The sequence below is a fragment of the Rhodanobacter sp. B05 genome, assembly GCF_002001085.1.
Lineage (GTDB): Bacteria > Pseudomonadota > Gammaproteobacteria > Xanthomonadales > Rhodanobacteraceae > Rhodanobacter.
On record NZ_MUNU01000017.1, the window covers coordinates 15,920 to 29,481 of the forward strand.

8 protein-coding genes are annotated in these 13,562 nt (G+C 67.7%); 1 reads left to right on the top strand and 7 read right to left on the bottom strand.

Going from position 1 to position 13,562, the window contains the following annotated elements; translation table 11 throughout:
• Positions 1-17 precede the first annotated feature (17 nt).
• Positions 18-1,844: a monovalent cation:proton antiporter-2 (CPA2) family protein gene (locus B0E47_RS11510; protein ID WP_077514416.1), complete on the top strand. Its 1,827-nt coding sequence runs from the start codon at positions 18-20 to the stop codon at positions 1,842-1,844.
• Between the two features lie 14 nt (positions 1,845-1,858).
• On the opposite strand, the gene B0E47_RS11515 is transcribed toward B0E47_RS11510, so the two are convergent.
• The 7 genes from B0E47_RS11515 to B0E47_RS11545 form a co-directional block, all read right to left on the bottom strand.
• Positions 1,859-5,302: an ankyrin repeat domain-containing protein gene (locus B0E47_RS11515; protein ID WP_077514417.1), complete on the bottom strand. Its 3,444-nt coding sequence runs from the start codon at positions 5,300-5,302 to the stop codon at positions 1,859-1,861.
• Positions 5,303-5,396: 94 nt separating this feature from the next.
• Positions 5,397-5,690 carry a YcgL domain-containing protein gene (locus B0E47_RS11520; RefSeq protein ID WP_077514418.1) on the bottom strand — a complete coding sequence of 98 codons (294 nt, stop codon included), beginning with the start codon at positions 5,688-5,690 and terminating at the stop codon, positions 5,397-5,399.
• 90 nt (positions 5,691-5,780) lie between these two features.
• Entirely contained in the window at positions 5,781-7,193 is a 1,413-nt protein-coding gene (locus B0E47_RS11525; RefSeq protein WP_077514419.1) for a coniferyl aldehyde dehydrogenase, read from the bottom strand.
• A gap of 96 nt (positions 7,194-7,289) precedes the next feature.
• Positions 7,290-9,800: a TonB-dependent receptor gene (locus B0E47_RS11530; protein ID WP_077514420.1), complete on the bottom strand. Its 2,511-nt coding sequence runs from the start codon at positions 9,798-9,800 to the stop codon at positions 7,290-7,292.
• Positions 9,801-9,864: 64 nt separating this feature from the next.
• Positions 9,865-11,013, bottom strand: a complete 1,149-nt coding sequence (locus B0E47_RS11535; protein WP_254422909.1) for an SO2930 family diheme c-type cytochrome — start codon at positions 11,011-11,013, stop codon at positions 9,865-9,867.
• Positions 11,014-11,039: 26 nt separating this feature from the next.
• Positions 11,040-12,275 carry a parallel beta-helix domain-containing protein gene (locus tag B0E47_RS11540; RefSeq protein ID WP_077514421.1) on the bottom strand — a complete coding sequence of 412 codons (1,236 nt, stop codon included), beginning with the start codon at positions 12,273-12,275 and terminating at the stop codon, positions 11,040-11,042.
• A gap of 113 nt (positions 12,276-12,388) precedes the next feature.
• Entirely contained in the window at positions 12,389-13,465 is a 1,077-nt protein-coding gene (locus B0E47_RS11545) for an AraC family transcriptional regulator (protein WP_077514760.1), read from the bottom strand.
• Positions 13,466-13,562 lie beyond the last annotated feature (97 nt).

The following is a 13,562-nucleotide window of genomic DNA, read 5'->3' on the forward strand; positions in this document are numbered from 1 at the left end:
ATCGGAGTGGCGCACGCGTGGACAGCCCTCATTTGTTGCAGACCGCGGTGGTGTTCCTGCTGGCCACGGTGATCATGGTGCCGTTGACCAAGCGCTTTCGCCTGGGCGCCGTGCTGGGTTATCTGCTGGCCGGGGTGGTGATCGGGCCGCAGTTGCTGGGCCTGGTCCACGATACCGAGGGGGTCGCCACGATCTCCGAGTTCGGCGTGGTGCTGATGTTGTTCGTGATCGGGCTGGAGTTGTCGCCGCAGCGTTTGTGGGTGATGCGTCGCTCGGTGTTCGGCACCGGGCTGTTGCAGGTGCTGGTCAGCATGCTGGCGATCGCGGCCGCGTCCTACTTCCTGTTCGGTCTGAGCGGCAAGGCCGCGGCGATCGTCGGCGGCAGCCTGGCGCTGTCATCGACCGCGTTCGGCCTGCAGATCCTGGCCGAACGCAAGGAGGTCGGCTCGGCTTACGGACGGCAGGTGTTCGCGATCCTGCTGTTCCAGGACGTGGCGGCGATTCCGCTGATCGCCGCGGTGCCCTTGCTGGCGGCATCCACGGCCACCCATGTCGACCTGTTCGGCGTGCTGCGCACGGTGGGCGTGATCCTGGCCGTGGTGGTTGGTGGCCGTTATCTGTTGCGTCCGGTGTTCCGGTTTGTGGCGAAGGCCGATTCGGTCGAGGTGTTCACCGCCACCGCCCTGCTGGTGGTGATGGGCGTGGCCCTGCTGATGGAGCTGGCTGGCGTCTCGGTCACCCTGGGCGCGTTCCTCGCCGGCATGCTGCTGGCCGATTCGGAATACCGGCACGAGCTCGAGTCCAACATCGAGCCGTTCAAGGGGCTCCTGCTGGGGCTGTTCTTCATCAGCGTCGGCATGTCGATGGATCTGTCCCTGTTGTGGCATCGGCCGGGCCTGATCCTCGCGCTGGTGGCGGCCCTGCTGTTGCTCAAGGGTTTTCTGCTGTGGCCACTGGGCCGGCTGCTGGGCCGGCTGAATCGCTCCGATACCCTGCGTCTGGTGGTGCTGCTGGCCTGTGGCGGCGAGTTCGCCTTCGTGGTGTTGCGGCTGGCTGCCGAGCAGCAGCTGATCAGCATCGGCCAGCGCGATGCGCTGGTGCTGGTGATCACCCTGAGCATGGCGCTGACCCCGCTGCTGGTGGTGCTGGCCGCACGGGGACTCAATGTGCGGCCGCGCAAGCCGGCGCGCGAGTTCGACACGATCGACACCGCGCCGCCGCGGGTGATCATCGCCGGCTTCGGCCGGGTCGGGCAGATCATCGCGCGCGTCCTGCGTGCGCAGGGCATTTCCTTCGTCGCGCTGGAACACTCGGCCGAACAGGTCGATTTCTCGCGGCGCTTCGGCACGGGCAACCTGTTCTTCGGCGATCCGGCTCGGCCGGAGCTGCTGCGTGCAGCGCAGGCCGCCACGGCCGAGGTGTTCGTGCTGGCCACCGACGATCCGGAGGCGAACCTGCGCACTGCGCGCCTGGTCAAACGCCAGTATCCGCACCTGAAGATCGTGGCGCGCGCGCGCAACCGCCAGCATGTATTCCGCCTGCTGGATCTGGGCGTCGACGACCCGGTGCGCGAGACCTTCCATTCCAGCCTGAAGATGACTCGCAAGACGCTGGAGGCGCTGGGGCTGTCGCACGAGCAGGCCGTGGATCGCGTCGATCGATTCCGTCGTCACGACGAGGATCTGCTGCAGAAGCAGGCGCTGGTCTACGACGACGAAACCAAGCTGATCCAGACCACTCGTGATGCCCTGGTCGACCTGCAGCGCCTGTTCGAGGCGGATGCGGAGCCGGGCGCCGAGCGTGAACGCGCCAGGGAGCCGAGCGAGCCACCCGGCCCCGAATGAGCTGACCGGCCTCGTCAGTCGGCCGGTTGCGCGGGTTGGCGCAGGGTCTGCCGCACGCTGGGAATCGCCTGGCTGCCGCGCCCGCCCAGTTCATGCGCGATGTCCACGAAGCCGAGTTGCCGCGCCACGTCGGAGGCGCTGCGGCCGAACGCATCCGTGGCCTGGCGATCGGCCCCGCGCGACAGCAATACGCGGGCCGGCGCGAGCATCGCGTGCATGGCGCAGGCGTGCAGGGCGGTCACGCCACGCTGGTCGGCGTGCTCGACCCTGGCGCCGGCTTCCAGCAGCAGCGGCACCAGCGCACCGAGATGGGTGGCGTCGCCATCGCTGCCCGGTGGCAGCTGTGCACCCAGCAACAGCAGCAGCGGCGTCTTGCCCTCGAGATCGGCGTGGTTGATGTCGGCGCCGCGCTTGAGCAGGCTGTCGAACAGGCGGCGGGCGCGCAGGCTGTCGTTGTGCTCGAAGCCGAATTGCGCGCCGGCATGCAGCGCGCCGCGGCCGGCGGCATCGACCGCCCTGACGTCGGCACCGGCCTCCAGTAGTTGTTCGGCGATGTCCGGATAACCGAGCGCGGCGGCGACCATCAGCGCGGTGGCCTCGCTGGGCAGGCGCTGATCGACGGCGGCGCCATGTTGCAGCAGCAACGCCACCAGCGTCTCGCGCCGCGCCGTCACGGCCGCGACCAGGGCGGTGACGCCGCTGTGTGCCGGCGGCGCCGGATCGGCGCCCGCTTCGAGCAGGCAGGCCGCTACCTCGCGATGTCCGGCGCCGCTGGCGCGCAACAGCGCCGTGGCACCCTGCTCGTCGCGGGTGTCGACCGCGAAGCCGAGCTCAAGCAGGCGCTGCACGGCACCCAGTGCGCCGGTTGCCGCGGCGGCCGGCAGGTCCTCGGCGCGCAGCGGACGCTGCGGCAGCGGCCAGTCGCGCCAGTCCAGCCAGCGCTCCAGCACCGGGTGCTCCAGCGCCAGTCCCAGCGGGGTCTCGCCGTGGGTGTCGGCGGCTTCGGGGTCGGCGCCGTGGGCAATCAGGTGGCATACCAGCGGCAACGCAGCAGCACCGTGTTCGAGGGCGGCGAACAGTGGCGTGCGCTGATCGCAGTCGCGCGTATTCGGGTCGCAGCCCAGGGCCAGCAGGGCGCGCAGCAGCTCGCCCTGTGCATGCGTGGCGGCCAGGTGCAGCGGCGTGCGTTGGCGTGCATCCGCGCCGAACGGATCGGCGCCGCGCGCGAGCAGGCCCAGGGGCAACGCGGCAGCCTGCGCCGCGCCACCCAGTTGCACGAGTGCCAGCGCCAGCAGGCCGGCGCCGGCCGGGCTGGCGCCGGCCTGCAGCAGGTCGTCGACCGCTTCGGTGGCATCCGGCAATTGCTGCAGCAGTGCATCGAACAAACGCCGGCCCGGTGGCGGCAGTACCGCGGCTTCGCCTGTCTCGGCGTCATCGACGCGCGGTGCATCCAGGCGCGCTTCGGCGTCCAGGCCATGGTCGAGCAGCCAGCGGCGGGCTGCGCCGAGACCGGGTGCGGCCAGGTCCAGGTAAAGCCGGGCCAGTTGCGCCTGGGGCCACGCCTGCACGCGCTCGGCGAAGGCGGAAACGATCGCCCAGTGGCCGAAGCGCAGGGCGTCGAGCAGGTGCTCCGGAGTGTCGGCACCGTCGCCGAGCAGATCGTGGCTGAGGTTGGTCGGCAGCGCCGTATCCGGATCAAGCAGGGCGACCAGGTCCCAGCGGCCGGCGGCGGTGGCGTGGTCGAGTGCGCTGCGACCGTCGCTGCCGGGCGCTTTCGGCTCGGCGCCCAACGCGAGCAGCGCGGCGACGGTGGCGCCGTCGGCGTGCGGCGACTGGCAGGCCAGCATCAACGCATCGCGACCGTGCTGGTCGCGGGCAAGCGCGTCGGCTTTCGCCTCGGCGAGCCGCTGCACGATGCCGCTGGCGCCGGCGTGTGCGGCTTCCATCAGTGCCGTGCTGCCGCGCTGGTCGGCCAGATTGACGTCGGCGCCGGCCTCGCACAGGACGCGCGCGATCTGCTCGTGGCCTTCGGCGGCGGCGTTGAGCAGGGCGTGCCGCTTGCGCGCGTCCACGGCGTTCACCGCGGCGCGATGCTTGAGCAGCAGTTTGATCCCGGCTGGATCGTCGTCGGCAATCGCGGCGGCCGCGACCAGGGCCGGCTCGCCACCGGGCGGGCAGGCCTTGGCGCCGCGCTCGAGCAGGAACTTCGCCAGTGGCCAGTTGGCGGCGCGACAGGCGATGGCCAGCGGACTCAGGCCGGCCTGGTTCAACGCGTCGATCGGTGCGGCGGCGTCGAGCAGCATCGCGGCCACACCGGCGTCGGCGCTGAGCACCGCACCGTGCAGTGGCGTGTTGCCGTCAGCATCGGTGACCAGCGCATCGGCACCGTTGGCGAGCAGGGTCAGCACCGCCTCGGCGCGGCCATGCCAGCTGTCGCGGGTGGCGGCGAGCAGCGGCGTGATGCCGCCGCTGGCCCGGTTCACGTCGGCGCCCTTGGCGATCAGCGCACGCAGCAACCGGGTGTCGGGGAGCAGCGCGGCGAGCATCAATACCGGGCGTTGGTCACGATCGTCCGCAGCCGGCGCGGTACCTGGATCGGCGCCGACTTCGAGCAGCGCCAGCGCCCGTTCGATGTCGCCGTCGCGGGTGGCGGCCAGCAGTGCCGTGCCCTGTTCGGCGGTGCCGGCAAGCCGCTCCTGCTCGGTCAGCACGGGGCGGGGTGCGTCGACGGCGGTGGGGCTCGCGTCGGTACGCCGGCGCGGCTGGTGACGCTCGCACAGCAGGGCCCGCAGGGTGCGGTTGGCGACCGCCAGGCAGGCCAGCGGCAGCACGACCACGGCATAAATCGCCAGCGCCGCGATGCGCATTTCACTCGGTAGCATGCCGACCAGGCCGGTCAGCGCGATCGCGCCGAAGGCGAGCGCCAGCAGGCACAGGGCTGCCGGCAGGAAGTGGCTGAAGAAGCGCTCCTCGCGCGACAGATGCCGGCCGAATGCCATGCTGCGCAGCGTGGCGGTGAAGATCCATGAACCATCGCGTTGCGGCGGATAGGCGTCGTCCCACACGAACACCAGCCCGAACGCCGGCCACAGCCGCCACAACACCACCAGCGCGAGCACCAGCGCCGCGGCCAGCAGCAGGGCGGCACTGAGGCTGGGTGCATGGCTCAGCTGCAGCATCGGCCACGCCACCAGCACGAACACCAGCACGGTGTAGCCGGTGAACATCACCAGATGGGCGGCGCCACGGCGCAGCACGGTGCGGGTGAAGCGCGGTTCGGGATCGAAACCGATCGCGTGGCAGATCGCCGCCATGGTCAGCGAGTTGGCCAGCAGCAGCGGGATCAGGGTCAGCGGATGGGTCGCCAGCCCGGCCGCGGCGACCGCCAGCAGGCCGGGAATGAACCAGGCCAGTGCATGCAGGAAGGGAGGGCGGCGACGGGATTTGGGCTGGGTCATGGCGACAGTATAGAAATCGTTGGACGGGCAGACGGTAACCAAGTGTTAACTTCGATGACAGCCTGCCTGTCGCGGGCATCGATGCAGGCGCGACTCATTCGTCGCGGTCTTCCTCGCGTGCATGGGTGTAGGCAGGGTGGTTCGCCGCGGCCAGGGTTTCCTGCGGCGGCAGCTGCAGGTGCCAACCCTGGTTGCGCAGATGGTCGAGCACCTGGATGGTGTCCTCGACCGGCAGCTTGCGCGTAGCGTCCAGTTGCACTTCCATCACGAAGCGCAGCTCGCCCAGCATCAACAGCAGCGATTCGGGCACGACCTCGAAGCCGTCGTGCCGTGCCAGCCACAGGTAGCTGTCCGGTTTGCGCAGGCTGGCATAGACATGGCATGGCATCGCGGCACCGAGAGGCAGGCGGGCGCGGCCCGCAGCACTCGCCAGCGTAGCAGCAGCGCGGCGTCGCCGCGCCCATTTCGAACCGTCAGTTCAACCGCGCTTCAACATCAGCTCGAGCATGCGCCTGAAGCGCGAACCATACGGCGGGTTGAGCATGCCGGCGCCGTTCACGCGCGCCTGGCGGAACACCGGCTTGATGTGCGAAAACGTGCGGAAGCCCGCCTCGCCGTGATAGCCGCCGGTGCCGGAGCTGCCGACACCGCCGAACGGCAGATTGTGCTGTGCGACATGATAGATCGTGTCGTTGACGCTGACCCCGCCGGCATGGGTCTGGCTCAGCACCTGCTCGATGCGTCCTGCGTTCTGCTCGAACAGGTACAGCGCCAGCGGATGCGGGTGGGTGGTGACGTAGGCGATCGCCTCGTCCAGCGTGTCGTAGGGCAGCAGCGGCAGCAGCGGGCCGAAGATCTCTTCGCGCATCACCGCCATCGCGTCGGTGACGTTGCCGAGCAACTGCGGCGGCAGCAGCCGGCGCGCGGCATCCTCGCTGCTGGCGCTGAGCGGATGCACGCTGGCACCGGCCGCCACGGCGCCGTCGCGCAGGCCGACCAGGCGCTGGTACTGGCGATCGGAGACGATGCTCGAATATTGGCCGCCCTGGGCCAGTTGCGGATACATCTTCGCCACCGTGCGCGTGGCCGTGTCGATGAATTCGGCGACGCGCGCGCGTGGCAGCAGCACGTAGTCGGGCGCGATGCAGGTCTGCCCGGCGTTGACCATTTTGCCGAACACGATGCGCTCGACCGCGTGGTCGAAGCGCGCGCCGGGGCCGACGATGGCCGGCGACTTGCCGCCCAGCTCCAGGGTTACCGGGGTGAGGTTGGCGGCGGCCGCGCGCATCACGTGGTGACCGACCGCGGTGGAGCCGGTAAACAGCAGGTGGTCGAACGGCAGTGCCGAGAAGGCCTGCGCCACCTCGGCGTCGCCGGTGACCACGGTCACTTCGTCGGGCTTGAAGTAACGCGCCACCTGCTCGGCGAACAAGGCCGAGAAACGCGGTGTGAACTCGCTCATCTTCAGCATCGCGCGATTGCCAGCGCCGAGCGCATCGACCAGGGGGCCGATCGCAAGATACAACGGATAGTTCCACGGCACGATGATGCCGACCACGCCGCGCGGCTGTGGCCGCATCTCGGTGCGTGCCGGCAGGAACAGCAGGTCGGCCAGCCGGCGCCGCGGCTTCATCCAGCGCCGGCCCTTCGATAAGGTGTGACGGATCGCCGACAGACTGGGATAGATCTCCAGCAGGTCGGTTTCCTCGCGCGGGCGGCAGCCGAAATCGGCGTTGATCGCGGCGGCGAACGCCTCGCGCTGTTCGAGCAACATTTTTTCCAGCCGGCGCAACCGGTGAGCACGCGTGGCCCAGTCCGGCATCGGACTGGAACGTTGCGCGGTGCGCAGCTGGAGCAGGCGTTGGCTCAGGTCGGCGGCGGAATCATTCATCGGGGCCACTCGTCAAAAGAGTTGCAGCATGCGCGCATGCTGCAGAAGTGCACGTGAGGACGGGCCGCGTGGCGGCCCGCCCGTTCATGGTCGGTGTCAGAGCTTCGCGCGCAACTCGACGCCCCACGTGCGCGGCGGCGTGATGCCCGCGTACGCCGAGCCGAGCGGATTCGCGGTGTTGTCGACGCCCGTGACGTAACGCTTGTCGAGCAGGTTGCTGACGAACACGCCGACGCCCCAATGGTCGCCCGGTGCATTCCAGTCCAGTCGCATGTCGACGCTCTGCTGCGAGGTGCCGACGGGGAAGTTGGGGCTGACCTGGCAGGTGCCCTGGAATCCCGAACCGGCGTTGCAGCGCGACTTGCCGCGAAAGCCGTAGGCGGCGTTGTAGACGAGGCTGCCGTTGAATACATCCGGCACGGTATAGCTGAGGGTGGCGGCGCCGGAGAAGAGGGGGGTGCCAGTCGCCTGGCCGGACACATTCTTGCCGTCGGTGGAGACGTAGTGCGTGTAGGTGGAATCGATGTAGGCACCATTCAGGCCCAACTGCAGACCGTCAAGCGGTATCCACTGCAGTTCGGCCTCCAGTCCATGGGCGTGCTGGTCACTGGTGGTGATCACGTATTTCGGCACGCCGTTGCTGCCCGTGGGTGCCGGCTGCAGCGACAGCCCCTGCAGGTTGTCGTAGGTGTAGTAGTACCCGGTCACGTTGAACAACAGGCGTTGATCCGGGAACACGGTCTTGACGCCGCCTTCGTAGTTGGTCACGTGTTCCGGCGCGTAGGTTCCGCCGACCTGCTGGAAGTTGAAGCCGCCGGCCTGATAGCCCCTCGTCACCGAACCGTAGGCCATCACGTTCTGGGTGAAGTGGTAGTCCAGCACCACGCGCGGGCTGACGTTGCGCCAGCTGCTGCGCCTTTGCGTAAGCACCCCGATCGGACCGGCGGTGTCGGGAGTGAAGATCAGGTTTTGCTCGTACGCAGGCAGCACGAGACCGTCGAAAATGGGGTTGCCTGACGGTGGCAAGGTGGCCAGGATGGCATCGAGCTGGGGCGCATAACGTGGCGGGATCAGCCAGCTGTATTGTTTCTGGTCGAAGGTGAAACGCACGCCGGTGGTGAGGTTGAGCTTGTCGCTGAGGTGCCAGATCACATCGCCGAAGGCTGCATACGAGGTGATGGTCTGGCCGTTGTCGACCTGCTCGCTCCACGGGTTGCCGAGCAAGTTGGCCAATGCCGGCATGGTTGGAATCAGGCTGTCGACCAGCGGCCAGCCAAACTGGCTGGCGAAATTGTTGAGAACCAGGGTGGTCACGGAGTTGGTGTTGACGTCGACCCGGCTGGTCTGGTGCGACTTCTCCAGATAGAAACTGGTGCCGGCGACCCAGTCGATCAGGCCGGTGTTGCCGGACAGCTTGAACTCCTGGTACCAGCTGTTGCTGTGCTCGATGTTGGCGGTGTCGAGATAGGTGCTGTAGTTGTTGGTGCCGTCGTAGTCGCCCAGGTTGAACGTGTCGAAGTTGCGCCACGCCGTGGTGGAGGTGAAGCCACCCCAGCCGAAGGTGTGGTCGACGGTCAGGGTGGCGCCGTCGAAACGGCGCGTTTCGGCTCCGCCGACGGCGTCGTTGTACAGCGGCGCATGCAAGGGGTTGAGATAGGTCGCCGGATCGGTGGGGTATGGCGGTATCGTCATGCTGTTGAGCGGCGCCGGGAGCTGCGTGTAGCTCGACAGCGGAATCAGCCCGAATGCCGGGTGCGGCGCCTGCTTGAGTTGCTCGTGATCCCAGGACAGCAGCACGCGTGTATCCGGCGCGATGTTCCAGCGATACACGGCGCGCGTGCCCCAGTCGTCGTTGCCGCCGTAGTGTTTGCCGGTAGCGGCGTCCTTGACCCAGCCGTCGCTCTGGTTGTCCAGCACGCTCACGCGCAGCGCCATGTCTTTGTTCAGCGGAATGTTGACCAGCGCATCGCCATAGCGCTCGCCGTAATTGCCGTAGCGAATCGTGCCCTTGGCTTCGAGTTTGTCGCTCGGTTCGTTGGTGATGATCGAGATCGCGCCACCGGCGGAATTGCGCCCGAACAGGGTACCTTGCGGGCCTTTCAGCACCTCGATCCGCGCGATGTCGTTGAAGGCCAGCAGCGCGCCGCCGGTGCGTGCGGCGTAGACGCCATCGACATAGACACCGACGGCGGATTCGGTGCCGGCACCGAACCCGCTGCCACCGATGCCGCGCAGTTCATACGAGGGCTGGGTCGGCTGCTCGGCGCCGACCGACAGCCCGGGCACGAAGATGTCCATCTTGCTGATGTCGGTGGCGGCCAGGGTCTGCACCTGCTTCGCGGTGATGATCTGCAGCGGGATCGGTACCGACTGCATCTCCTGCGAGCGACTCTGCGCTGTCACGACGACCGTGCCCAGTTGCGTGGCCTTGGTCGCGGGCTTGGCCGTGTCGGCTTTGTCCGGCGCGGCGGCCGTACCGCCGGCGGCGGCATCCTGTGCAGCCGGCTCGGCGGCGAAGGCCGCCGGCACGCCGATCAGCAGCAAGGCGGTACCGCCGAACAGCAATCGACGCAAGGCAGTGGTCAGTGGACGTTGGTTCATGGTCATGCCGTGCTCCCCGGTGCATGGAATGGTCGCGACGTTCATGCTCGCGGCTCTCGTTGTCGGTGGTTCAGTGCAGTACGACACAGGTTCCCGGCAGCGCCGCGATCCATGCCTTGATCAGCGCCACGCCTTCGTGATGCATGGTGCTGCGTCCGATCTCCGGCATCATCGTGCCTGGCTCGGTCGAGGACAGCCGGAACGGGATGATCGAGTCGTCCGGTTTGCCTGGCACGATGTCGAAGAAGTGGTCGCCGGTGCCCTGGCCGGCGGCGGTCGGCGGCTTGCAGATACCCAGGTGGTGGTCTTCCGCGGTGCCGTAGATCAGCGACAGGCCGGTGGTGTTGGCCGCACCGTTGGGGTTGTGGCAATGCCCGCAGTTGATGTCGAGGTAGGCGCGCGCGCGCGCATCCAGCGGTGCCTTCGGATCGGCCCAGTTCGCATCGCGCGCAACCTTGTCCAGCGCCGGCAGGCCGCTGAGGTAACCCACCTCGGCCAAGTGCTCCAGCTGGTTGTGCTCGCCGTCGGCGTACAGGTAGTCCTTGTTGATGTGCCGCGCCTTCGGCCCGATCGGATGCACCTTGCGGTCGATCCAGTCCTGCGCATGGCAGCTGGCGCACTGGCTTTCGTCGGGGACCACGTAGTTGAAATCCTCGCGTGCCGGCACGCCGGCCTCGGCGGTGGTCGTGACCAGGGTCAGCGGCAGCACCGCGCCGGTGCGGGCCAGCGTGGCTTCGGTCTGGGCGTCGTTCCACACATAAGGGATCGCCGCCCAGCCGTCCTTGCGATGGACCAGGATGCGCGTCTCGATCAGGTGCACATGGGCGAGGTCGAGCCCCTGGCCGGCGAAGTCGCGCGAATAATCGTCGTTGCGCACGACGTCGCCGAACTTGCCGTCGGCCGCGCGCGGATAATAGAACGTCTTGCTGATCACCGTGCCGACCGGGAAGTCCAGCGTGTCGACCGGTTCGTACTTCGCGCTGCTGCCCTTGGGCATCCAGATCGTGCGCAGCTTGTGCGCGTAGTCGGTGAACAACGGCGTGTTCAGATCGTACGGCACCACGCCCTGGTTGAGTTCCAGCTTGCCCTCGTGCACTTCGACCACATGCCAGTCGCTGAGCTTCGGCGGCCTTCCGTCGGCATGGAAGGCTACGGGCGGCATGCCACGCTGGCAGGCGGCCAGCGACAACAGGACAAGCATGGGCAGGACGAATTTCACCAACACTTTCTGCACGTCGATCGACCTCAAATCTTCGGCTCGGGATTCAGCACCACCGGCGGCAGTTTGGGCAGGGTGCATGCGAACGGTTTCATGTCCTTGCTCGGGTTCTTGTAGTCGTGCGGACCGTCCGCGCTGAGTACGCCGTTGACGTCCTGGATGCAGATGCGATCGGCTGCCGGCGGCAGGCCGTCGACCAGGTTCTTGGGATCGACATAGCCGTCCCACAGCACATCCGGGAAGCTGCCGGTGAGGCCATACATCGCGGTCTTCAGCGTTTTCAGCTTGATGCCGTCGGGCGAGTCGCCACCGCCCTTGAGGCGGTTGCCGTAGACGAAGATGCCCTTCGGATACGGGTTGTAGTCAGCGGCTACGCCGCGGGTGTTGTAGTAGTTGGTGGAGAAATAGCTGGCGATGATGATGTTCGCGGTCTTGTTGTCGGCGATGTCGTTGTCGAAGATCTCCACCTTGTCGTTGGAGTTCACCACCACGCCCGAGCCCGCCGGCACGCTGGCGACGGCCGCGCCCTTGGCGGCGAAGTTGTCGGTGTCGTTGGCGAACACCTTGTTCCTGAACACCCGGGTCGCTTCGCCGTGCAGCGACAGGTTGGGCATGTTGAAGACCAGGATGCCGCCGGTGTTCTTCGTCGTGGTGTTCTCGTAGACATCGGCGTTGACCGAGTTTTCAACCTCGATGCCGGCCACGTTGTTCTCGGCGCGGTTGCGCCGCACGATGATGTTGTGCGACTGGCCGACGTAGATGCCGGCGTCGGAGGCGCCGATCACCACCGAGTCCTCGATCAGCACGTTCTGCGTCTTCACCGGATACAGGCCGTAGGCGCCGTTCGTGGTCTTCGGGCCGTCGGTCCACTCGATGCGCACGCCGTGGATGGTGATGTTCTTGCCCTGGTTGATCTTCAGCGCATCGCCCTTGGTGTCCTCGATCGCCAGGTTCTCGATGGTGAAGTCGCTGGCGTTGACCAGCAGGCCTTCGGGCCCCACCACCTGACCCTTGAACGACAGCACGGTCTTGTCCATGCCGGCGCCGCGGATGGTGACGCCGTCGGTGCGCAGGCTGAGGCCGCGCTTGAGCGAGTAGTGGCCGGCGGGAATGTCGATCACGCTGCCGGGCTTGGCGTCCAGCAGTTGCTCCTGCAACTTCGCCTCGAAGCTGGCGTCGGTCGCATTCTGCGGCGCGGCCTCGTGTTTGCCGCAGCCGGCCAAGGCCGCGCCGATCGCCAGGCTGATGAGCAGTTTGCGCATGGTTGGATTCCCCCGGTAAGGTCAATGGTGCGATGGAGTCGACTCTCGCCCATCAGAGCTTGCAAGGGGAGGGTAAATCGGCCAATTCATGGGGGGCAAGTCGGCCAGTTTGTTCAGGCGGTGGAGCGTCGCGCCTCCTGCGGCGGCATTCCGGTCCAGCGTTTGAACGCGCGGCGGAATTCGCGCGGATCGTTGAAGCCGACCGCGCTGCCTACGTCGGCCACGCTCAGAGTGCCGGCCTGCAGCAGTTGCAGGGCGCGTTCGGCGCGCACCCGATCGTGGATCTCGCGGAAGATCCGTCCGCTTTCGGCCAGTTTGCGCCGCAGTGAACGCTCGCTGAGATTGAGCGTGCGCGCGACGTCGTTGAGTTTCGGCTGCTGGGCGAGCCGGCTGCGCAGCAGGCGCTCCACCGCCGCGACGATTTCCTGGTGCGGCTCGCCGCCCTCGGGTGTCATCTGCTGTGCACACAGCGTGAGCGCCTGCTTCGCTGTCAGCGGGTTGTAGCCGGGCAGCAGCTGGCCCAGCCACTGGGTATCGATCAGCAGGCGGCACTGGGGTGCATCGAAGCGCAGCTCGCAGCCGAACAGGGTGGTGTACTCGTCGGCGTAGGCCGGCCGCGGGTAGGCCAGCTCGAGGCGTAGCGGCTGCAATGCGTCGCCGACCAGTTCGCGGGCAATCATCAGGCAACTGGCGAACAATTCCTCGCAAAAGAACGGCAGCAGCTCGTGGTCGCCGAAGCGCGGCTGCGCGACCAGGGCCACTTCCCGCTCGCTCAGCGCCTCGAAATTCAGTTCGAGCAGGCAGCCGCAGATCTTGTGGTGGGCAATCCCGGCCATCATCGCCTCGCCCAGCGTGCGCGAGGTCATCATCGCCAGGCCAAGCAGGCCGAAACCGCCGATGGTGCCTTCGCGACCGATCAGCAGGCCGGCATCGGGCACGTGCAGCGCCTGCAGCGCGCGGCGCACGAACGTACTGGCCTGGCGATAGGACACGCGCAGGGCCGGGTCGGCGATCTGCTGGCGGGTGAGCGCCAGGCCGGCGAACCAGGCGCGGCTGTCGATGCCGCGGTCGTCGGCCAGCTGGGCCAGGTACAACAGCTTGTTCGGGGGAAACTCGGCGGCGGTAAAGCGCGGGTCGTCGTTCGCCGGCGCGGGATCATCGAGGCGAACGCGTGCTGCAGGACGTGCCATGGTGCGGTTGCTCCGGCGCATGGGCGGGCCGGCGCAAGCCGGCGATCCCGACTTTTTATCACGCGTGGCTGGCGGATCGCTTGCGCGCTGCACAAGC

Coding starts and splice junctions, on each gene's coding strand:
- B0E47_RS11540 (WP_077514421.1), bottom strand. CDS start 12,275: ATGCGCAAACTGCTCATCAGCCTGGCGATCGGCGCGGCCTTGGCCGGC.
- B0E47_RS11515 (WP_077514417.1), bottom strand. CDS start 5,302: ATGACCCAGCCCAAATCCCGTCGCCGCCCTCCCTTCCTGCATGCACTG.
- B0E47_RS11520 (WP_077514418.1), bottom strand. CDS start 5,690: ATGCCATGCCATGTCTATGCCAGCCTGCGCAAACCGGACAGCTACCTG.
- B0E47_RS11530 (WP_077514420.1), bottom strand. CDS start 9,800: ATGACCATGAACCAACGTCCACTGACCACTGCCTTGCGTCGATTGCTG.
- B0E47_RS11545 (WP_077514760.1), bottom strand. CDS start 13,465: ATGGCACGTCCTGCAGCACGCGTTCGCCTCGATGATCCCGCGCCGGCG.
- B0E47_RS11525 (WP_077514419.1), bottom strand. CDS start 7,193: ATGAATGATTCCGCCGCCGACCTGAGCCAACGCCTGCTCCAGCTGCGC.